Origin of the sequence: Rhodococcoides corynebacterioides (assembly GCF_019834675.1) — a bacterium.
GTDB lineage: Bacteria > Actinomycetota > Actinomycetes > Mycobacteriales > Mycobacteriaceae > Rhodococcoides > Rhodococcoides corynebacterioides_A.
On the sequence record NZ_JABUBU010000012.1, the window covers coordinates 1 to 21,918 of the forward strand.

Here is a 21,918-nt window from a genome sequence, read left to right on the forward strand (position 1 = left end):
CGGGAAACGCCCGGACCCATTCCGAACCCGGAAGCTAAGCCCTCCAGCGCCGATGGTACTGCACCCGACAGGGTGTGGGAGAGTAGGACACCGCCGAACAACCATTCCACGACACCCCCCGACCACCCGGTCGGGGGGTGCCGTGCGTTCGGGACCCTGTTGTCGAGATGCGCTGCGCGACAGGCCCGTCGAACCTGCCGGCGCGTCAGTCGCGGCGAACGCCGAGCGCCGTGAGCGCGGCCGCCACGACGGTGTCGATCCCGTCGACGTCCGCGATGCCGGCGCCGTGCTCACGGGGCTCGAGATCCTCCAGGGTGTCGAACTGCGAATGCAACAGCGACGGCGGCATGAAGTGCTTGCGACGGGTCATGCGGGCCAGCAAGGTGTCGTAGTCCGCCTGCAGGTGCAGGAAGAACAGCTCGGGATAGCCCGTGCGCAGCTTGTCGCGATATGTCACCCGCAACGCCGAGCAGGCGGTGACCGAGGCGACGCCGTCCTGGTCGAGACGACGGATCTCGGCCGCGATCGCCGCGAGCCACGGTGCCCGGTCCTCGTCGGTGAGGGGATGGCCGGCCGACATCTTGTCGATGTTCGCCTTCGGATGCAGGGTGTCGCCCTCGACGAACGACGCGTGGAGCTTGCGCGCCACCCGCTTGCCGACGGTGGTCTTCCCCGTCCCCGACACCCCCATGACGACGATGTGGCGAGGCGGGCCGTGCGAGGCGTCCGGGTGGCCGGCGCCGGTATCGGTGGTCACCTCAGAACACTACCCAGAGCAGTGCCGCCACCAGGAAGACCGCAAGGCCGAGCGTGGTCTCCAGAACCGTCCAGGTCTTGAGGGTGGTCTTGACGTCCATGCCGAAGAAGCGGCTGACCAACCAGAACCCCGAATCGTTCACGTGGGACAGCACCGTCGACCCGGCCGCGATCGCGAAGACGAGCAGGGCGATGTGGAAGTCGTCGAGACCCAGTTCGGCGACCTGCGCCGACACCAGTCCCGCCGTCGTCGTCAACGCCACCGTCGCGCTGCCCTGCGCCACCCGGAGCGCCGTGGCGATGAGGAACGCCTGCACGATCAGCGAGAAGCCGAGACCGGACAACGATTCCGTCAGCGAGGTCCCGATGCCGCTGGCGCGGAGGACGCCGCCGAACATGCCGCCCGCACCCGTGATGAGGATGATCGCGCACACCGGGCCCAGGGCGTCGTCCATGAGGTCCGTCGCCCGCTGAACGGAGAACCGTCCCGGCGCGAGGACGACGAGGGCGAGCAACACCGTGAGCAGCAGGGCCACGGGCGTCTGGCCGATCAGCACCAGCGCATCGGCCCAGGCGGCGTCCTCGGGAACGGTGCCGGCGGTCTGCAGCGTCGAGATGCCGGTGTTCAGGCAGATGAGGATCAACGGGAACAGCAACAGGCCCAGCACCGCGACGAACTTCGGCGGATCCGCGGCGATGCGGTCGTCGTCCGAGGCGTCGCCGAACATCGCGGCGGGCGAGGTGACGAAGCGCCGGCCGAGGCGCGTACCGACGAGGTAGGCGCCGACGAACCAGGCGACGACGGCCACCGGGACCCCCACGATGAGGGTGAGACCGATGTCGCCGCCCATGAGGTCCGCGGCCGCGACGGGACCGGGGTGCGGCGGCACGATGGCGTGCATGGCGGCGAACGCGCCGGCCGTGGGCAGCGCGTACAGCAACACCGAGCCGCCGAACCGCCGCGCCACCGAGAAGATGATGGGCAGGAAGATGACCAGGCCGGCGTCGAAGAAGATCGGGAAGCCGAAGATCAACGCGGCCACGCCGAGAGCGAACGGCGCTCGCGCGGCCCCGAACCGCGAGATGAGCGTGTCCGCGAGAACCTGTGCCCCGCCGGTCTTCTCGAGCAGGCGACCCAACATCACGCCGAGCGCGACGAGCAACGCGACGCTGCCGAGCGTGCCGCCGAAGCCGGCCAGCAGGGTGTCCGGGACGTCGGCCAGTGGGATGCCGGCCGCGACGGCCGTCACCATGCTGACGAGCACGAGCGCCAGGAACGGGTGCAGCCGCACCTTCATGATGAGCACGAGCAACACGGCGACGGCGACCGCCGCCACGGTCAGCAGGTACGCGGTCCCGTACGCCGGTTCCATGATGTCCACGCGGTCACGCCTCTCCTCGGTGTGACCCGACCCTAAGGTCCGGTGGTCGGCGCCCGAGCCGGACGCACGCGCACCGTGTCCCAATCGTCACGTTCGGCGTGCGCGGCGGACCGCACCCCGCTACCGCTGTCGCTGTACCCGGGCCTCGTCCCAGACCGGCTCGTCCGCCTCGGTGACACGGCCGTCGGACCGGAACACCAGGAAGCGATCGAAGCTCCGCGCGAACCAGCGGTCGTGCGTCACGGCGATCACCGTGCCGTCGAACGCGGCGATGGCGTCCTGCAACGAGTCCGCCGACTCCAGGTCGAGATTGTCGGTGGGCTCGTCGAGGAGCAGCAGAGTCGCCCCGGACAGCTCGAGCAGCAGAATCTGCAGGCGTGCCTGCTGCCCGCCGGACAGGTCGTCGTACTTCTGCTCGGCCTGCCGGGACAGGCCGTACCGATCGAGCGCCCGCGAGGCCGCTTCCCGTCCCATGCCCGCCCGGTGCGCGGTCCCCAGATGCAGGATCTCGAGCAGCGTCGACCCTTCGAGGTCCGGCCGGGTGTGCGTCTGCGCGAACAGTCCCGGACGAACCCGGGACCCGAGTACGGCGGTCCCGGTGTGCGGCACGGGCGCGAGGTCCAGCTCGTCGACGGGCCGATGCTCGGGGGCGGGATCGGACCCCCCGCCGGCGAGCAGCCGGAGGAAGTGCGACTTGCCCGACCCGTTCGAGCCGAGCACCGCCACGCGGTCGCCGTACCAGAGCTCGGTGTCGAACGGCGCCATGAGTCCGGTGAGCCCCAGACCGGTGCACACCACGGCGCGCTTCGCGGTCCGCCCACCCGTCAGGCGCACGGACACGTTCTGCCGCAACGGAACCGCCTCCGGCGGACCGGCCTGCTCGAACTTCTCGAGTCGGGTGCGCGCCGCCTGGTATCGCGAGGCCACGCCGTCGTTGAACTTCGCCTTCTCTCGCAGCCGCAGCACCAACGCCTGCAACTTGGCGCGCTCCTCGTCCCAGCGGGCGCGCAGTTCGTCGAGCCGCTCGGTTCGCCGTACGCGCGCGTCGGCGTAGGTGGAAAACCCGCCGCCGTGGACCCACGCCGTCGCGCCGGCGACGCCCGGCTCGAGCGTCACCACCCGAGTGGCCGCCTGCGCCAACAACTCTCGGTCGTGACTGATGAAGAGCACGGACTTGTCCGACGCCGCGATGGTGCGTTCCAGCCACCGCTTGCCGGGCACGTCCAGGTAGTTGTCGGGCTCGTCGAGCAGCAGGAGCCGATCGGTGCCGCCGAAGAGCGCCTCGAGCACCAGCCGCTTCTGCTCACCGCCGCTCAGTGACGCGGCAGCGCGCCACTTCGCGCGGTCGTACGGCATCCCGAGGGCGGTGGTGGTGACCTCGTCCCAGAACGGTTCGAGGTCGTAGCCCCCGGCGTCGCCCCAGTCGGACAGCGCTGTGGCGTAGGCCATCTGGGCTCGCTCGTCGTCCCACTCGATCATGGCCGTCTCGGCGTCGTCGAGCGCGGTCGCCGCGGCGCGCACGGCGGGTGAACACGCGGTCAGCAGGAGGTCGCGCACCGTCGTCTCGTCTCGCACCTTCCCCACGAACTGGCGCATCACCCCGAGCGAACCGGATCGGGTCACCGTGCCGGAATCGGGCTCGATCTCGCCGGCGACAAGCCGTGTGACCGTGGTCTTTCCGGCCCCGTTGGGTCCGATGAGGGCGGTCTTGGCGCCGTCGCCGACGCGGAACGACACGCCGTTCAGCAGCGGTCGACCGTCGGGAAGCGCGAGGTCGACGTCGACCAGTTCGAGATGAGCCACGGGCGGTCAGCGTACGGCGACGGGCCGACGGGCGTCACCCGATATTCGGCGGTGTCGGTCCGGTCGGGCAGACTCGAACGATGCAGCCCACCCGACCGCGCCTCGTCGCCTCCGACGTCGACGGAACGCTTCTCGACCGGCACGAGCGCGTCAGTGCCCGCACCCGCGCCGCCGTGCACGCGATCGTCGCGGCAGGGGACGTCTTCGTCCTCGCGACCGGTCGGCCGCCGCGGTGGATCACCCCGGTCGTCGAGCAGCTGGGCCTGGCCCCGCGCGCGGTGTGCGCCAACGGCGCGGTGCTCTACGACAGCGAGACCGACCGGGTGATCTCGGCGGCGACGCTGGGGGTCGACGAGCTGGCCGAGATCGCCGCGGTGGTCGGCGCCCTGCTGCCGGGCTGCGGCCTGGCGGTGGAGCGGGTGGGCGAATCCGCCCACGATTCGGCGACACCCCAGTTCGTCAGCGAACCCGGGTACGAACACGCCTGGCTGAACCCCGACAACACCGAGACCTCCGCCGAGGACGTGCTGTCGGCGCCGGCGGTGAAGTTGCTCGTCCGGCAGTCGTCGATGACCAGTGGGGCGATGGCCGCGGCCATCACCGCGCACGTCGAGCATCTGGCCGACGTGACGTTCTCCACCGACAACGGGCTCGTCGAGCTCAGCGCACCCGGCGTGACCAAGGCGTCGGGCCTGCTCGAGGTGGGGCGCACCCTCGGCATCGACGCCGCAGAGATGGTCGCGTTCGGCGACATGCCCAACGACGTCCCCATGCTGACGGCCGTCGGCCACGGCGTCGCGATGGGCAACGCCCATCCTGATGCAATCGCCGCGGCCGACGAGGTCACCGCGACCAACGCCGACGACGGGGTGGCCCGCGTCGTCGAGCGCTGGTGGACCTGAGCTACCGACGACGGCCGGGTCAGCCCACCGGGGCGGGCTCGGGTGCCGGTGCCGCCTCGGGTGCGGGTGCGGGTGCGGCCTCGGGCGCCGGGGCCGCCTCGGGTGCCGGTGCGGGAGCGCCGGCGTTCATCTCCGTCGTGTAGGTGTCGACGAACGTCTTCATCACCGTGGTCACGATGCCGGTGACCTGGTCGAAGATCAGCGAGCCGTTGGTGAAGTCGGTCTGCTTGCCGCCGGGGATGTCGTACTCGTCCGTGACGGGCAGGCCCAGCGACCCGGACTCCGACCCCTGTGCGAGGAACTGCTGGTAGATCTTGCCCAGCACCGAGACCACCTGGCCGGTCGGCGTCGTGTAGATCGATCCGTTGACGAAGTCCGCCTTCTCGAGCCCGTCGGCGATCGGCAGGAGGCCCGTCAGCGCGGCGCCGAGGCGTCCGGTCTCGCCGCCCTCGGCGACCCACTTCTGGACGACGGGGTTCTGCACGCCCATGCGCAGGAGGTCGGACACCAGGCCGCGCAGGGCGGCGCTGCTGTCGCGGCCCGACGCGTCGGTGCTCGGCGGTGCGGGGACCGTACCGTCGCCGACGACGGTGTCGGGCGAGGTGACGGGCTGCGGTGCGGTCGGCGATCCGGCGCCGAGGTTGGCCGCGGCGATCGACCGGATGTCGCCGAGTCGGGCGTACGCGGCGTCGCCCGGGCACTCGGTGTTGCCGACGTCGCGGTGCGCGAAGATCACCGGCAGATCGATGGCATTGCCCTGCGGCACGAAGGTGTACTGCGTGCCCTCGGAGTACATGGTGGTGCGGCCTTGCGGATCCAGCCCCGCCTTGCCGAGGCGCCATCCGAGGAAGCGGCCGGCGGCGTCGATGGACTCCTGGGTCGGAGCGGTCCGGCTGTAGTCACCCATCAGCGCGAGGCCCATGGTGTTCTCGTTGAAGCCGCCGGCGTGCGCGCCCTCGACGTTGCGGTCGAGACCGCCCGCGCGGCCCTCGAAGACCTGACCGTACTTGTCGACCAGCACGTTGTAGCCGATGTCGCACCAGCCCAGCGTCTGCGCGTGGTACGCGTAGATCGCGCGGACGATGCCCGCGGACTCCTGCCGGGTGTAGTTGTTGCTGCCCGCGGTGTGGTGAATCGTCGCGCCGCCCAGCGAGTCGTCGTACGTCGGGCTGCCGCAGCGGATCGACTCGTCGGCGCCCCACTGTGCGCGGGAGATGACGGCCGGGCCGGAACCGGAGACCGGGGCGGCGATGTCCGCCAGGGTCGCGTCGGCGGCCGACGTGCCGGGGGTGATGAGGACGGCCGTCGCGTCGGCGAGGGTCTGGGCGACCGGTGCGGCCGGCTGGGCGCGCAGCGGGCTCGACGACGACGCGGGGACGTAGCCGAGCTCGGCGGGCGCGGGATCGGCCGGCGCCGGGGCGGGGAGATCGGCGGGAGCCGGAGCTGCGGCCTCTGCGGGAGCCGGGGCCGGCGCCGGGGGAACCGGGAACGCCGGGTCCGCCGGGTTGACGGCCGGGGTGGGCACGGTGGGGGTGAGCAGGAACTGGACGCGCTTGGTGGCGCCGACGTAGATCGGTTCGGTCCCGGGGGACGCGGTGGGCACGTCGGAGTCGGAGCGGCCGGTGTCGATGGGCTGCGTCTCGTTCCACGGCCCCCACGACCCGTCGTCGAGCTGCGCACGCACGCGGGCGACGGCGTTGCCGAGCTGCTCCGCGGTGAGCGCGACCATGCTGAACGGCGTGTCCTGCGCGATCTCCTTCACGACGGCGCCGCCGGCGGGGACCTCGACGGCGTCGGCCACGTCGCCGGGCGCGAGGGGTGCGGGCGCCGCTGCCCCGGGCACGGTGATGCCGGGAATGGCGGGGATCTCGAGGTTGTCCGGGATCGGCAGGTCACGCAGCGAGCCGAGGTTGATGTCGGGCAGTGCGAGGCCGGTCAGCTGTTCGAGCGGGATGACGATGTCGGGGGCGTTCGCCAACGCGAGTTTGGCGATCCTGGTGGGGACCACGACGGCCGAATCGGTGGCGGTCTGCACGTCGGTGGACTGCTCGCGGACGAGGTGGACGGCGACGGGGGTGGTCACCGCCAGCGCGGCGACGACACCCATGACGAGTGCGGGCTTCGGGCGACGGTGCACTGATGAACTCCCCTGGTAGACGTCGTTGCGCACCGGGTCGTCGTGTCACGGATGTGACTGATGTGGCTTCTGATGCGCAACAAGCGTCACAGTAACCACAGAACAGTCAACCATCAACCTCTACTAGAGGGTTCGGCCAGGTGTTCGAACGGCGGGTCGTCCGGCTGGGGACGCGGCTCCACTACACGGCGTCGGATACCCTGGTCACCCGTGACTGATTCTTCGCACGGCCGGTACGACCTCATCGTCGTGGGGTCCGGCTTCTACGGCTTGACCATCGCCGAGCGAAGCGCCACCGAACTGGGCAAGCGCGTGCTCGTTCTCGATCGGCGCTCGCACCTCGGCGGCAACGCGTACTCCGAACCCGAGCCCGAGACGGGCATCGAGGTGCACAAGTACGGAGCGCACCTCTTCCACACCTCGAACGAGAAGGTGTGGGAGTACGTCAACCGGTTCACCGACTTCACCGGCTACCAGCACCGGGTCTTCGCCCTCCACCAGGGCCAGGCCTACCAGTTCCCCATGGGACTCGGCCTGGTCTCCCAGTTCTTCGGGCGCTACTTCACGCCCGCGGAGGCGCGCGCACTCATCGAGGAGCAGTCCAGCGAGATCTCGGTGGACGACGCCGCGAACCTCGAGGAGAAGGCGATCGCGCTGATCGGCCGACCGCTCTACGAGGCGTTCGTCCGCGATTACACCGCCAAGCAGTGGCAGACCGATCCCAAGGATCTGCCCGCCGGCAACATCACGCGACTGCCCGTGCGCTACACCTTCGACAACCGGTACTTCAACGACACGCACGAGGGTCTGCCCGTCGACGGCTACACCGCGTGGCTCGAGAACATGGCCGCCCACGAGCTCATCGAGGTGCGCCTGGACACCGACTGGTTCGACGTCCGGGACGCGCTGCGCGCGGAGAGCCCGGAGGCGCCCGTCGTCTACACCGGCCCGCTCGATCGCTACTTCGACTACTCGGAGGGCGAACTGGGGTGGCGCACCCTCGATTTCGAGACCGAGGTCCTGCCGACGGGCGACTTCCAGGGCACGCCGGTCATGAACTACAACGATGCCGACGTCCCGTTCACGCGCATCCACGAGTTCCGCCATTTCCACCCCGAGCGGTCCTACCCGGCGGACAAGACCGTCATCATGCGGGAGTACTCGCGCTTCGCCGAGTCCGGTGACGAGCCGTACTACCCCATCAACACTCCCGACGACCGCAGCAAGCTCGCCGCCTACCGCGAGCGGGCCAAGCGCGAGACCGCGGAGAACCGGGTGCTGTTCGGCGGGCGCCTGGGCACCTACCAGTACCTCGACATGCACATGGCGATCGCCAGCGCGCTGACCGCGTTCGAGAACACGCTGCGCCCGCACCTCGAGACCGGCGCCGCTCTGGGCGGCGCCGCCGGCGGCACGTCGTGACGGACCGGGCTCTGCTGCACCGCATTCTCCTCCCGCGTGCGGGAGAACCGCTCGACGTGCGGTCGCTGTACACGGACGAGGCGCTCACCAATCCCCGACGCGCGCACTCGCTCTCGCGGACCTCGGTGGCCATCGGCGCCGAGTCGGAGGTGTCGTTCGGCACCTACTTCAACGCGTTCCCGGCGGGCTACTGGCGGCGGTGGAGCGTGCTGACCTCGGTGCTCCTGCGGGTCGAGCTGTCCGGCGAGTGCCGCATCGACGTCTACCGCTCCAAGGCCGACGGCTCCCGCATCCACGTGGACGGCGCGGCCACCGACGGCGCGACCGCGCTCGAGTTCGAGATCGATCTGGGGCCGTTCGAGGACGGCGGATGGATCTGGTTCGACGTCACCACGTACGACGACGTGCGCGTCGACGCCGCCGGGTGGTACGCGACCGTGCCCGCGCCGGGGTCGGGGCGCGTCGCCGTCGGGATCCCGACGTTCAACCGTCCTGCCGACTGCGTCGCCGCCCTGGCCGCGATCGCGTCCGACCCGCTGGTGATGGACGTCGTCGACGCGGTGATCGTGCCGGACCAGGGCACGCGCAAGGTGCGCGATCGGCCCGACTTCGACGAGGTCGCCGCGCACTTCGGCGATCGGCTCCGCATTCACGACCAGGCCAATCTCGGCGGGTCGGGCGGCTACAGCCGCATCATGTACGAGGCGCTGACCACCACGGACGCCGAGCACATCCTGTTCATGGACGACGACATCGAGATCGAGCCGGACTCGATCCTGCGTGCGCTCGCCCTCGCCCGCTTCGCCACCGTGCCGACGCTCGTCGGCGGGCAGATGCTCAACCTGCAGGCGCGCAGCCACCTGCACGTCATGGGCGAACGCATCGACCGGTCCCGCTTCATGTGGGGCGGCGCCGACAACGTCGAGTACGACCACGACTTCGCCGAGAAGCCGCTGCGCGAGTCGACGCTCCTGCACCGCCGCATCGACGTCGACTACAACGGCTGGTGGATGTGCCTCATCCCGCGCGTGGTCGCCGAGACCATCGGGCAGCCGCTGCCGCTGTTCATCAAGTGGGACGACGCCGAGTACGGCCTGCGCGCCCGCGCCGCCGGCTTCCCCACGGTCACGCTGCCCGGGGCCGCGATCTGGCACATGGCGTGGAGCGACAAGGACGACGCGATCGACTGGCAGGCGTACTTCCACCTGCGCAACCGGCTCGTGGTCGCGGCTCTGCACGCGCCCGAGTCCGCGCGCGGGCTGGTCCTGGACACGCTCAAGGCGACCACGAAGCACCTGTTGTGCCTCGAGTACTCCACGGTCGCGATCCAGAACATGGCCGTCCGCGATTTCCTCGCCGGACCCGAGAACCTGGTGGACATCCTGCCCACCGCCCTTGGCGACGTGCACGCCGCGCGTCGGGAGTACCCGGATGCCGTCGTGCTGCCGTCGTCGACGGCGCTGCCGCCCGCGAGCGGCGCCGACGTGCCCGACGTGAGCATGCCCGTCGGCGCGGTCGCCAAGGTCTCCCGGCTGGCCCGCGGCCTGGTGCACAGCCTCCGACCGGCCAAGGACGGGCATCACGAGACGCCCCAGCTGAACGTGCCCACCATGGACTCGCGCTGGTTCCTGCTCTCGCAGGTCGACGGCGTAACGGTCACCACCGCCGACGGCCGCGGGGTGGTCTACCGCAAGCGGGATCGGGCCGTCGCGGCGTCGTTGGGCCGGGAGGCGCTGGCGCTGCGTCGGGAGCTGCTGCGACGCTTCCCCGAGGTGTCCGAGCAGTATCGTCGCGCCGTCCCCGAACTGACCAGCAAGGAGCGGTGGGAACGTGTCTTCTCTACCCCGGTCGGCTGACGACGCGGCCGGCCCGTCGCCGGTCACGCTGCCGACGCCGAACGCCGACGTCCGGGTGCTGCTCGCGGTCCAGCGGACCGTCGGCTCGGTGCCCGGCGCCGTGCGGACCGCGCGGGGCCTGTCGCATCTCGGTGAGCACGCCCTCGGCTGGATCGCCGTCGGCGGGCTCGGCGCCGCACTCGACCCGGCCCGACGTCCGCAGTGGACCACCGTCGTCGTCGGGGCCGTCGGAGCGCACGCCGCCTCGATCGCCGTGAAGCGCGTCGTGCGTCGCCGTCGACCGACCCATCCGGACGTCCGCATCGGCGTCGGCGTCCCCAGCAAGTTCAGTTTCCCGTCGTCGCACGCCACGTCGACGACGGCGGCCGCGCTGCTGATCGGACGGGCCTGCGGGCTCCCGGTCGCGCCGGTCCTGGTGCCCACCATGCTGCTCTCGCGGCTGGTCCTGGGCGTGCACTACCCGTCCGACGTGCTCAGCGGCGCCGCTCTCGGCGCGGCGAGCGCGGCGGTCGCGGTTCGACTCGAGAAGGCGGCGTCATGAGCGAGGAACCCACCGAGGTCGGTCGACCGCCGGCCAACCTGGCGGCCGGCATCGTCAAGGCCGTGCGCCCCCGGCAGTGGGTGAAGAACGTCCTGGTCCTCGCGGCGCCGCTGGCGGCCGGGTCGGTCACCGAGGGCTCGGTGCTGCTGCCCGTCGCCCTCGCGTTCGTGGTGTTCTGCATGGCGGCGTCGGGCATCTACCTGGTCAACGACGCGATGGACGTCGAGGCCGACCGCGCTCACCCCACCAAGCGGTTCCGGCCGATCGCGGCCGGGGTCCTGCCGGTTCAGCTGGCGTACGCGATGGCCGTCGTCCTGCTCGGTGGGGCGATCGCGCTGTCGTTCCTGGCCAACTGGAACCTCGCCGTGGTGATGGCCGTCTACATCGGCGTGCAGCTCGCGTACTGCTTCGGGCTCAAGCACCAGGCCGTCCTCGACATCTGCATCGTCTCGTCCGGGTTCCTGCTGCGCGCGATCGCCGGCGGTGTGGCCGCCGACATCCCGCTCTCGCAGTGGTTCCTGCTCATCATGGCGTTCGGGTCGCTGTTCATGGCGGCCGGCAAGCGCTACGCCGAGCTGCAGCTCGCCGAGCGCACCGGCGCCAAGATCCGCCGGTCGCTGGAGAACTACACCACCACCTACCTGCGCTTCGTGTGGACGCTGAGCGCCACTGCCGTCGTCATCTGCTACGGCCTGTGGGCCTTCGATCAGGACGCGAAGAACGACAGCACCCTGTTCGCCATCTCGATGGTTCCGTTCACCGTCGCTATCCTTCGATACGCCGTCGACGTCGACGGCGGTGAAGCCGGCGAGCCCGAGGAGATCGCCCTCGGCGATCGAGTGCTCCAACTGCTCGCCATCGCGTGGATCGGAGTGGTGGGTGTCGCTGTCTACCTCGCCTAGGGGGACGACGCGCACGGAAGCAGTCGACCCGACCGCGACGTCGGCCCCTCGCTGGGCCCGCGTCGTCGGCGCGGTGGGCGTGCTGGTGGTCGGCGTCGTGACGTTCCTCGGCGCCTGGGAGCGACGCTGGATCGCCGACGACGGGCTGATCGTGCTGCGCACGGTCCGCAACCTGCTGGCCGGCAACGGGCCGGTCTTCAACGCGGGCGAGCGGGTCGAGGCCAACACCAGTACCGCGTGGACCTACGTGGTGTGGTTCTTCTCCTGGCTCACGGACGTGCGGCTCGAGTACGTGGTGCTCACGATCGCCCTGGTGCTGACGACGGCCGCGGTGGTCGTCGCGATGCTCGGCACCATGCGCCTCTACGGTGGGCGCGCGGTGGTGCTCTTGCCCGCCGGAGCCGTCGTCTACGTCGCGGTTCCGCCGGCGCGCGACTTCGCGACGTCGGGACTCGAGACGTGCCTGGTGATCTTCTGGATCGCCGTCCTGTGGTGGGCGATGCTGCGGTGGGCCGACCGCGCCACCCGTCCCGGACTCGGCGCTGTGCTGTTCCTGGCCTTCTGGGGCGGTCTGTCGCCGCTGGTGCGTCCCGAACTGGTGCTGGTCGGCGCGATCGCGCTGCTCATGCTGGTCGCGGTTCCGCAGTCGTGGGCCCGGCGCGCCGCGATCGTGGTGGTCGCCGGCGTGACGCCGGTGGGCTACCAGATCTGGCGGATGGGCTACTACGCGCTGCCCTACCCCAACACGGCCGTGTCGAAGGACGCCGGCGGCGCCAAGTGGGAGCAGGGGCTGACCTACCTGGGCAACCTGGTGGGCCCCTACGCGCTGTGGGTGCCGCTGCTGCTCGTCGCGATGGCCGTCCTGGTGTGGGCGCTTGCGGCGCCGCGCTCGACTGCGCGTGTCGGACGGGCGCGCCCGACTCTCCCGACGAGCCTCGACGCCCTGCGGACCCCGTCCGCGGTGGTGGCGTTCGCGCTGCTCGCCGGACTGCTGTCCGTGGTCTACGCGGTGCGCGTCGGCGGTGACTTCATGCACGGCCGGACGCTGCTGCCGGCGTTGTTCCTGCTGTTGCTGCCCGTCGCGGTGATTCCGGTTCCGCTGCGCCGCGGCCCGATCGCGCTGGTGAGCGCCCTGCTGGTGTGGGTCGGCGTGTTGGTGTGGGCCGTGGCCGCGGCGTTCACGACGGCCATGCCGCAGGGCACGCAGGTCGGCCGCAGCGGCATCGTCGACGAGCGTGCCTTCTACTCCGTCAACACCGGTCACCGGCATCCGATCCTCGCGAGCGACTACCTCGACTACCCGCGCATGCGGGCGATGGTCGACGCGATCGAGAGCACGCCCGACGGGGGGCTGCTGCTGCCGTCCGCCCAGTTCACGAGCTGGGACGTGGTGCCGCCGCCGCTGCCGATTCCCGAGGGCGGCGCCGAGCACGTCGTGTTCTTCCTCAATCTGGGCATGACCAGCATGAACGTCGGGCTCGACGTGCGGGTGCTCGATCAGATGGGGTTGGCGTACCCGCTGGCCGCGCACACCGAGCGGCTGGAGAACGGCCGCATCGGCCACGACAAGAACCTGTTCCCCGATTGGGTGGTCGCGGACACGGGGATGGTCGACGTGCACCCGTTCCTGCCGTTCTACCTCGACGAGGACTGGGTGGCGCAGGCGAAGGTCGCGCTGACGTGCCCGGACACCGAGGCCCTGCTGACCTCGTATCGGTCGGACCTGACGCGGGCGCGCTTCGTGCAGAACCTCAAGCACGCGTTCGACTACGCGGCGTACCGCATCGACCGGGTGCCGAAGTACGAGATCGAGCGCTGCGGCCTGACCTTGCCCCCCGAGCGGACTCCGACGGGACCGACGTCGTGAGTGAGATCTACGTCACACACGGCGTGTCGCGTCGTGCTGTTTCCCCCTCGACCGTGCGATGTCACGACGCGACCGGCTGGAATCTTGCATCTCGGTTGTGTAACGCTGTCATCGTCGCGGGGGATATGCAGAGATGATGTGCGTCGACGTGCGAACTCGCCCACCGGGCGACGTGCGCGCAGTGGACGAAACCGAGGGACGGCGTTCGTGAAGCGAAACGGGAACGCCGCCCGATCGAACGGAACGAAGCGGTGTGGCCGACCGGCCGCACGTGTGAAGGTGAGAGGCCGAATGTATGCGTGACGGGTTCGTGACCGAAGCCGCTGGTGAAGCCAGCGCTCAGCCGCGAAAGGCAACTCGCCTTCGCACCCCCCGAGTCGGCCGTCGTATGCGCCGCGCCGTCGTGTCCCTGGCGATGGCCGCGGCCGTCCCGCTCGGCCTCGCCGTGGTCGGCACCGGCCCCGTGGCCAACGCGGAGGTGCGTGCCGGGTTCGACGTGATCACCCAGTCCTCGATGGGTGACATCAAGAGCCGTGTCTGGCGTGCCGCCGACGGCAACACCAGCAAGGTCGTCTACCTGCTGGACGGTCTGCGGGCCACCAACGACATCAGCGGCTGGGAGCACGAGACCAACGCGGGCTCGTTCCTCTCCGACAACAACATCAACGTGGTGCAGCCGGTCGGCGGCGAGTCCAGCTTCTACTCGGACTGGTACGCCCCGTCGAACTTCAACGGGCAGCGCACCACGTACAAGTGGGAAACCTTCCTGACGCAGAACCTGCCGGCGCAGCTGAACCGTCAGCTCGGCTTCTCCACCACCCGCAACGGCGTCGTCGGCCTGTCGATGGGCGGCTCCGCCGCGCTGACGCTCGCGGCGTACCACCCGAACCAGTTCAGCTACGCGGGATCGCTGTCCGGCTACCTGAACATCTCGGCCCCGGGTATGCGTGAGGCCATCCGCGTCGCCATGCTGGACGCCGGCCGCTACAACGTCGACTCCATGTGGGGACCGCCGTGGGATCCGGCGTGGCTGCGCAACGACCCGTTCGTCTTCGCTCCGCGTCTGCGCGACAACGGCACCCGCGTGTGGGTCTCGGCCGCCAGCGGTCTGCCCGGCGTCTACGACCGCCCGGCCTCGCTGCTCGACTACTACAACACCGCCAACGGCATGGGCCTCGAGGCTCTGGCCCTGGCCAACAGCCGCGCCTTCCAGGTGCGCATGGCGTCCATCGGTGCCAACAACGTGACCTACAGCTTCCCGGGTCAGGGCACCCACCGGTGGGGCTACTGGTTCGACCAGGTCGTGCAGATGATGCCCGACCTGCGCGCCAACATCGGCTGATCGAGGCCGACCACAGCACGCTCACGAACGACCCCGGCACTGCGGTGTCGGGGTCGTTCGTCTGTTCGGGTCGGATCGGCCAGTAACATTCGCACCATCCGTCACAGCGAGCCTCTCGGGGGAGAGGCGCCTGGACGTGTAGAAATCGGAACTACCGACCGCGCCGACGGCGGTGTTGTTCCCGGGGTCCCCCGGGATCCGAGCCCGCCGACGGCGTCGCCACCCGAGGAAGCGAGAGAAGTCCCATGCGTGAACCGAGGACGACCGGCCGGCGTCGGCTGCGGATGTCAGCCGTGGCCCTGGCGCTGGTGTTGCCGCTCGTCGGCGGCGCGACCACGACCGCACTCGCGGCGCCCGCCGCGGCCGCGCCCGTGCAGGCCGCCCCCGTGCGGGCGCAGAACGACGCCGGGGCATCCGTCTCGCGGGTCGACTGGCTGACCGACCGCCGCGTCGCCGTGTGGGTGAACTCCCCGTCGATGGGCGTGCCGATCCAGGTGCAGATCCTGCTCGCGCGCGACTGGAACCGCAGCCCGCAGGCGTCGTTCCCCACCCTGTGGCTCCTCGACGGCATGCGCGCGACCGACGTCGAGAACGGCTGGACCGCCGAGACCGACGCCGAGACGTGGTTCGCCGACAAGAACGTCAACGTGGTCCTGCCCGTCGGCGGGCAGTCGAGCTTCTACTCCGACTGGGTCGAGCAGAACAACGGCCGCAACTACAAGTGGGAGACGTTCCTGACCAAGGAGCTGCCGCCGATCCTCGAGCGCGACTGGCGGTCGACGGACGTGCGGGCCGTGGCGGGACTGTCGATGGGCGGCACGGCGGCGATGACGCTGGCCGCCCGCAACCCCGGCTTCTTCCGGTTCGCCGGCTCCTTCTCCGGCATCCTGTCCACCTCCACGCTGGGCATGCCGCAGGCCATCGGGTACGCCATGCAGGACGCGGGCGGCTTCGACGTCGGGTCCATGTGGGGCGTGCCCTCCGGTGAGCTGTGGGCCCAGCACGATCCCTACGTGCTGGCCGAGAAGCTGAAGGGCACCAGCCTGTACGTCTCGAGCGGCAGCGGTGCGGCCGGCCCGTACGACCAGGTCTCCGACATCCCCGGCATCAGCACCAACTACGCCGGGATGGGCCTCGAGATCCTGGCGCGCCTGACCTCGCAGACGTTCGCCACCAAGCTCACCAAGCTGGGCATTCCGGCCACGGTGAACTACCGGCCCTCCGGCGTCCACTCGTGGGCGTACTGGCAGTTCGAGATCAAGCAGGCGTGGCCGCAGATCGCGTCGGCGCTGGGCGTCGAGGTCGACAAGCCCGCATGCGGGGTCGGCGGTCCGATCGGCGGCGCGGCCAGCGCCAACGGGTGGCTCGGCGACTGCCTCACGGCGGAGTACGACGTGCCCGGCGGCCGCGCGCAGGACTTCCGCGGCGGACGCATCTTCTCCTCCGACAGCGGCACGCACGTGGTGGCCGGCGCGATCGGCGGCGCGTACGCGGGTCTCGGTGGGCCGGCGGGCGTGCTCGGCATGCCGACCTCCGGCGAGCTGGGCGTGCCGGACGGCCGCGGACGCTACAACTCGTTCCGCAACGGAATGGTCTACTGGACGCCGCAGACCGGGGCGCACGCCGTGCGCGGGGCGATTCTCGACGAGTGGGCCCGCCAGGGCTACGAGCGCGGGCCGCTCGGCTACCCGCTGCGCGACGAGGTGGCGACCCCGAACCGCCCGGGTGCGGTGCAGGGCTTCGAGATCGGCGCGATGTACTTCTCGCCGGACACCGGCACGCACGCCGTGCTCGGCAAGATCATGGAGAAGTACGGACAGACGGGCTGGGAGAACGGTCCGCTCGGGTTCGCCCGCACCAACGAGATCGCCGTGCGGGACAACGGCCGCTTCACCCAGTTCGAGGGCGGCAACATCTACTGGTCGCCCACCACCGGTGCCTGGGTGATCCGCAACGGACCGATCTTCGACGCGTGGAAGAGCGTGGGCTACGAGAACGGACGGCTGGGGTACGTGACCAGTGACGAGTTCCCGATCCCCGGTGGCGTGCAGCAGAACTTCCAGAACGGCTTCGTCACCGTGCGCGACGGCGTCGCCCAGATCGTCCCCTGACCACCGCCCGACCGGGGCCGACACCGTCTCGCACGAGGGAGCACAGAGTTCTCTCAGCCCCGGTCGGTAGCGTGTGCTCCGCTCGGCACCCGTCCCGAATGGAAGAGGAACCGCACGTGACTTCGAGAGTGGTCTCCCTGCTCGCGCCCGTCCTGCTGGCGACGGCGGCCGGCGCACTGCTGACGGCGTGCGGCGGCGACGACTCGTCGGCCAGCAGCACGCCCACCCCGTCCGCGACGACGACGGCGGCGCAGTCGAGCAGCGAGGCGCCGTCCGGTTCGACGTCGGCGTCCGCGACCACCACGGCGAGCGCGACCGCGTCCGGCGCGGCCGCGGAGGAGCAGGAAGCGGTGCCCAGCGGGTACCCGGGGCCCACCGAGGTTCCCCGCGATCCCCGCGCGAACGCGTTCCTCGACGCGCTGCGGTCCGACGGTGTCGCGGTCGCCGGCAACGGCGACATCGCGATCGGCACCGCCAACTACATCTGCGCCGCGCAGAGCGAGGGCGTCGCCGCCGATCAGATCACGACCTTCGTCACTGCCAACGTCGGTGCCGAGGCCTCCGCCGCCGGCACCGAGATCAGTGCCGAGGACGCCGCCGCCACCGCGCAGAAGTACATCGACGCGGCGCGGTCGACGTACTGCGGGTAGGCCGCCGTGTCGTCCGCCCGGCGGGGATCCGCCGTCCGTCGTCGGTCACCGCTGCGCCGGCTGCTCGTGCTGGTCGCCGTAGTCCTCGTCGTCCTGCTCGTCGCGCTGCTGCTGTGGTACCTGCTCGCCGGCCGGCTCACCGAGCCCGAGCCCGGACGTCCGGGCGAGCCCGGCGCCGCACCTCCGACGTCGCAACCGGCGTCGTGTCCCGACGTCATGGTGCTGTCGGTGCCGGGAACCTGGGAGTCGAACGCCGCGGACGATCCGTACGCGCCGACGGCCAACCCGGCGTCGCTCATGCTGAAGGTGACCTCCGAGCTGCAGAACCGCTTCCCGCCGGGGCGGGCGGAGGTCTACACCGTTCCGTACGTCGCGCAGTTCTCCAATCCCATCGCGTTCCCGCCGGACGGCCAGGCGTCGTACAACGTCAGTCGGTCCGAGGGGGCCGCCCGCGCGAACGAGGTTCTGACGCAACGGTTCACGGACTGCCCACTGACCTCCTACGTCCTGGCCGGGTTCTCGCAGGGCGCCGTGATCGTCGGTGATCTGGCCGCGGCGATCGGCGCCGGCGCCGGGCCGGTCCCGGCGGACCGGGTCCTCGGCGTCACCCTCATCGCCGACGGTCGACGCGACGGTGTCAGTGCGCAGCAGATCGGTGCGCCCGTCGACGGCGTCGGCGCGGAGGTCGCCCTCGGCGGCCTCGACGTTCCCGGCATCACCATGACGGGCGAGCGACGCGGGGGCTTCGGGGCACTCGCGGACCGCACCTACAGCATCTGCGCACCGGGCGACCTGATCTGCGCCGCGCCGCCGCAGGCGATGTCGCTGCGCAACATCCCGTCGTCGCTCGGCGCGCTCGCGGGCGCGGCCGGCAACCCGGTCCACGGCAGCTACGCGTCGTACGTCGTGGACGACAGCGGGACGACGGCGACGGCGTGGACCACCGAGTGGGCCGCCGGGCTGATCGACTCCGCGCCGACACCGGCACATTCGTGACGGCGCACGCGAGTCGTGCGTGACTCAACTGTCGCGTCGACAGGATCGCGTGCACGCGCGTGTGTGCGCGTCACAGACGCTTTTGGTCTCGGCCCGGTAACGGCTAGAGTGGCTCCTCGGTTCTCGGCCGGTCGAGAACCGGCCCGAGATTCCCGCCCGTGAGCCACAGGAGACCCGATCGAATGACCGCCGCTGCGCCTGTGCGCAAGTTCCGCTTCGCAGCCGGCGGTGAGGGCAACCCGGACGAGGGTGGTGCCCGTCGATTCGTGAAGTTGGCGCAGAAGGCCGAGGAACTCGGGTACGACAGCTTCATGATCCCCGACCACCTGGGCAACCAGGTGGGTCCGATCGCCGCGCTGGGTGCGCTGGCGGTGGCCACGGACAAGATCCGGCTGGGGACCGCGGTCCTGGCCAACGGGTTCCGGCATCCTGCGGTGCTCGCCAAGGACGCCACCACCATCGACCAGATCTCGGGCGGTCGGCTCGAGTTCGGCATCGGCGCGGGGTGGATGAAAGAGGAGTACGACAAGGCGGGCATCGCCTACGAGAGCCCGGGCGTCCGCATCGAGAAGCTCGACGAGTCGCTCACCATCCTCGACGTCCTGCTGCGGGGTCAGGAATGCACCTTCGAGGGCAAGCACTACCAGGTCCGCGGGCTGCAGGGCAGTCCGCGCCCGCGGCAGGGCCCGCGGCCGCCCATCGCCGTCGGCGGCGGCGGACCGCGCATGCTGGCCCTGGCGGCCAAGCACGCCGACATCATCTCGCTGGTGCCCAGCACCACCAAGGAGGGCAAGCTCAAGCTCTCCGAGATCACCATGGAGAAGAGCATCGAGCGGGTCGACGTCATTCGTCGTGCCGCCGGCGACCGTTTTGCCGACATCGAGCTGAACTGGACGATCACGACCATTCTGATCTCGGACGATCGGGAACAGACGGCGGAGATGGTGCTGGGTGCGCTCGACAACGGTTTTCCGCCCAACATGGACGTCGACGTGAAGCTGACCGTCGAGGACGTGCTGCGCTCGCCCTACATCGCGATCGGCACCTTCGAGGAGATCGCCGAGCAGGTCCGCGGGGTCCGCGCGGCGACCGGAATGTCCTATGTCGGCGTCTTTCCCACCCAGATGGAGGCATTCGCGCCGGTCATTCCCCTGCTGGCGGGGGAATGACGTGGGAGTACGGTCTGTACCCTATCGTCGGCTGCGTCGACACGTGTCGAGCGCCGATCGTCGGCATTCATGCCCCAGTACGACCCACGGCGCCTCGCGGCGCCGGTCGCGGGTACGCAGCGATGACTCGGTGCTCAGCGCCGCGGAGGAGATGAGATGAAAGACTCGTTCGACGACTTCGTCGACGACACCGGCCGCATCCGGATTCGCGAGGGTCTGACCCTGGTGCGTCACGTCGAGGAGAACGTCGCCGAGAACGGTGACGCCCTCGCCTACCGGTACATCGACTACTCCCGTGAGCGGGAGGGCGAGGTCCACGAGCTCACCTGGGCGCAGTTCGGTGCACGTCTGCGTGCAGTCGGTGCGCGGCTGCAGCAGGTGACCCAGCCCGGTGACCGCGTCGCGATTCTCGCGCCGCAGGGCCTGGACTACGTCGTGTCGTTCTTCGGTGCCATCTACGCGGGCGCCATCGCGGTGCCGCTGTTCGATCCCGACGAGCCCGGCCACAGCGATCGCCTGCACGCCGTGCTCGGCGACTGCGAGCCGTCGGCCATTCTCACCGCCACCAACTCGGCTGCCGGGGTGCGCCAGTTCTTCCGGTCGCTGCCGGCCGCCAAGCGTCCGCGCATCATCGCCGTGGACGCCATCCCGGACACCGTGGGCGACAGCTGGACCGAGCCCGGCGCGTCGATCGACGACATCGCGTACCTGCAGTACACGTCGGGCTCGACCCGCACGCCCGCCGGTGTGGAGATCACGCACCGCGCCGTCGGCGTGAACGCGCTGCAGATGGTCGACGCCATCGAGCTCAACGAGGACTCCCGCGGCGTCACGTGGCTGCCGCTCTTCCACGACATGGGCCTGCTCACGGTGATCCTGCCCGCGCTGGGCGGCAAGTACATCACCATCATGAGCCCGCGCGCGTTCGTGCAGCGGCCGTGGCGCTGGATCAAGGAGCTCGCGGCGATCTCCGACGGCGCCGGCACCTTCGCCGCGGCGCCGAACTTCGCCTTCGAGCACGCCGCGCAGCGCGGCCTGCCGAAGAACGGCAACACGCTGGACCTGTCCAACGTCATCGGGCTCATCAACGGCAGCGAGCCGGTCACCACCACGTCGATGAAGAAGTTCAACGACGCCTTCGCGCCGTACGGGCTGCCCAAGACGGCGATCAAGCCGTCGTACGGCATGGCCGAGGCCACCCTCTTCGTGTCCTCGACCAAGCACTCCGACGAGGCCAAGGTCATCTACGTCGACCGGGCGGAGCTGAACGCCGGACGCATCGTCCGGGTGGACGAGTCCGCGCCGAACGCCATCCCGCAGGTCTCCTGCGGCTACGTCGCGCGCAGCCAGTGGGCGGCGATCGTCGACGCCGACGCCGCGAGCGAGGTCGCCGACGGCCACGTCGGCGAGATCTGGCTGCACGGGGAGAACATCGGCCGCGGGTACTGGGGTCGCAGCAAGGAGACCTCGGAGACCTTTCACAACAAGCTGGTCTCCCGGCTCGGCGAGGGCAGCCACGCCGACGGCGTTCCCGAGGACGCCAACTGGATGCGGACCGGCGACTACGGCGTGTACGTCGACGGCGAGCTCTACATCACCGGTCGCGTCAAGGACCTGGTGATCGTCGACGGCCGCAACCACTACCCGCAGGACCTCGAGTACTCGGCCCAGGAGTCGAGCTCGGCGCTGCGGCCGGGCTTCGTCGCCGCCTTCGCCGTCCCGGCGAACCAGCTTCCCGACGTCGTCTTCGAGTTCGGCGCGGGCGGCCTGAGCCGGGACCCGGGCGACTCGTCCGAGCAGCTGGTCATCGTCGCCGAGCGCGCCCCCGGTGCGGGCAAGGCCGATCCGGGGCCCATCGCGGACACCGTCCGCGCCGCGATCTCCGCGCGTCACGGCGTCACGGCCCGCGACGTCCTGCTGGTTCCGGCGGGATCGATTCCCCGCACGTCCAGTGGCAAGATCGCGCGTCGGGCCTGCAAGGCGGCGTACATCGAGGGCACGCTGCGCGGTGGCTACCAGCAGACCGCGTTCCCCGACGCGCCCGAGGCCGCACCGGACGAGACTTCTCCCGAAGCATGATCA

General features: G+C 70.5%; 16 protein-coding genes and 1 rRNA gene. 13 read left to right on the top strand and 4 right to left on the bottom strand.

Translation table 11 applies throughout. The features are described 5' to 3' along the window. A 5S ribosomal RNA gene (rrf, locus tag HQ603_RS12750) occupies positions 1-99 on the top strand; the annotation flags it as partial. 106 nt (positions 100-205) lie between these two features. Here the strand turns inward: rrf and HQ603_RS12755 are convergent. The 3 genes from HQ603_RS12755 to HQ603_RS12765 all read right to left on the bottom strand — a co-directional run bounded on the left by HQ603_RS12755 (position 206) and on the right by HQ603_RS12765 (position 3,941). After that, complete coding sequence (locus HQ603_RS12755) at positions 206-757, bottom strand: gluconokinase (RefSeq protein ID WP_371831048.1); 552 nt, start codon at positions 755-757, stop codon at positions 206-208. A 1-nt stretch (position 758) separates the two neighbouring features. Next, complete coding sequence (locus HQ603_RS12760) at positions 759-2,138, bottom strand: GntP family permease (protein ID WP_222684902.1); 1,380 nt, start codon at positions 2,136-2,138, stop codon at positions 759-761. Between the two features lie 120 nt (positions 2,139-2,258). Further along, positions 2,259-3,941 carry an ABC-F family ATP-binding cassette domain-containing protein gene (locus HQ603_RS12765; RefSeq protein ID WP_222684903.1) on the bottom strand — a complete coding sequence of 561 codons (1,683 nt, stop codon included), beginning with the start codon at positions 3,939-3,941 and terminating at the stop codon, positions 2,259-2,261. Between the two features lie 80 nt (positions 3,942-4,021). On the opposite strand from HQ603_RS12765, the gene HQ603_RS12770 reads away from it, so the two are divergent. After that, entirely contained in the window at positions 4,022-4,843 is an 822-nt protein-coding gene (locus HQ603_RS12770) for an HAD family hydrolase (protein ID WP_222684904.1), read from the top strand. Between the two features lie 19 nt (positions 4,844-4,862). Here HQ603_RS12770 and HQ603_RS12775 read toward each other — a convergent pair whose 3' ends face one another. After that, complete coding sequence (locus HQ603_RS12775; protein WP_222684964.1) at positions 4,863-6,950, bottom strand: N-acetylmuramoyl-L-alanine amidase; 2,088 nt, start codon at positions 6,948-6,950, stop codon at positions 4,863-4,865. 240 nt (positions 6,951-7,190) lie between these two features. Between HQ603_RS12775 and glf the strand changes: the two genes are divergently transcribed. The 11 genes from glf (at position 7,191) to fadD32 (ending at position 21,915) form a co-directional block, all read left to right on the top strand. Beyond that, positions 7,191-8,402 (top strand): UDP-galactopyranose mutase, encoded by a 1,212-nt coding sequence (glf, locus tag HQ603_RS12780; RefSeq protein ID WP_308126508.1) that lies wholly within the window; start codon positions 7,191-7,193, stop codon positions 8,400-8,402. After that, positions 8,399-10,258 carry a glycosyltransferase gene (locus tag HQ603_RS12785; RefSeq protein WP_222684906.1) on the top strand — a complete coding sequence of 620 codons (1,860 nt, stop codon included), beginning with the start codon at positions 8,399-8,401 and terminating at the stop codon, positions 10,256-10,258. Before glf ends, HQ603_RS12785 begins: the two co-directional genes overlap by 4 nt. Before the next feature lie 28 nt (positions 10,259-10,286). Then, entirely contained in the window at positions 10,287-10,799 is a 513-nt protein-coding gene (locus HQ603_RS12790; RefSeq protein ID WP_222684965.1) for a phosphatase PAP2 family protein, read from the top strand. Further along, positions 10,796-11,701 (top strand): decaprenyl-phosphate phosphoribosyltransferase, encoded by a 906-nt coding sequence (locus tag HQ603_RS12795; protein WP_222684907.1) that lies wholly within the window; start codon positions 10,796-10,798, stop codon positions 11,699-11,701. The genes HQ603_RS12790 and HQ603_RS12795 overlap by 4 nt, the downstream gene beginning before the upstream one ends. Beyond that, positions 11,679-13,568, top strand: a complete 1,890-nt coding sequence (zomB, locus tag HQ603_RS12800; protein ID WP_308126509.1) for a flagellar motor control protein ZomB — start codon at positions 11,679-11,681, stop codon at positions 13,566-13,568. The genes HQ603_RS12795 and zomB overlap by 23 nt, the downstream gene beginning before the upstream one ends. Before the next feature lie 388 nt (positions 13,569-13,956). Then, positions 13,957-14,910, top strand: coding sequence for an alpha/beta hydrolase (locus tag HQ603_RS12805; RefSeq protein ID WP_261773795.1), 954 nt, complete (start codon positions 13,957-13,959; stop codon positions 14,908-14,910). Between the two features lie 245 nt (positions 14,911-15,155). Beyond that, positions 15,156-17,021: an alpha/beta hydrolase-fold protein gene (locus tag HQ603_RS12810; protein ID WP_222684908.1), complete on the top strand. Its 1,866-nt coding sequence runs from the start codon at positions 15,156-15,158 to the stop codon at positions 17,019-17,021. A gap of 116 nt (positions 17,022-17,137) precedes the next feature. Continuing rightward, complete coding sequence (locus HQ603_RS12815) at positions 17,138-17,671, top strand: DUF732 domain-containing protein (RefSeq protein ID WP_371831049.1); 534 nt, start codon at positions 17,138-17,140, stop codon at positions 17,669-17,671. 6 nt (positions 17,672-17,677) lie between these two features. Continuing rightward, a complete protein-coding gene (locus HQ603_RS12820; protein WP_222684910.1) occupies positions 17,678-18,667 on the top strand; it encodes a cutinase family protein in 990 nt (329 codons plus the stop codon). 182 nt (positions 18,668-18,849) lie between these two features. Continuing rightward, positions 18,850-19,836, top strand: coding sequence for an LLM class F420-dependent oxidoreductase (locus HQ603_RS12825; protein WP_222684911.1), 987 nt, complete (start codon positions 18,850-18,852; stop codon positions 19,834-19,836). 156 nt (positions 19,837-19,992) lie between these two features. Continuing rightward, the gene (gene fadD32, locus HQ603_RS12830) at positions 19,993-21,915 is read left to right on the top strand and encodes a long-chain-fatty-acid--AMP ligase FadD32 (RefSeq protein ID WP_222684912.1); all 1,923 of its coding nucleotides are present in this window, start codon (positions 19,993-19,995) and stop codon (positions 21,913-21,915) included. Positions 21,916-21,918 lie beyond the last annotated feature (3 nt).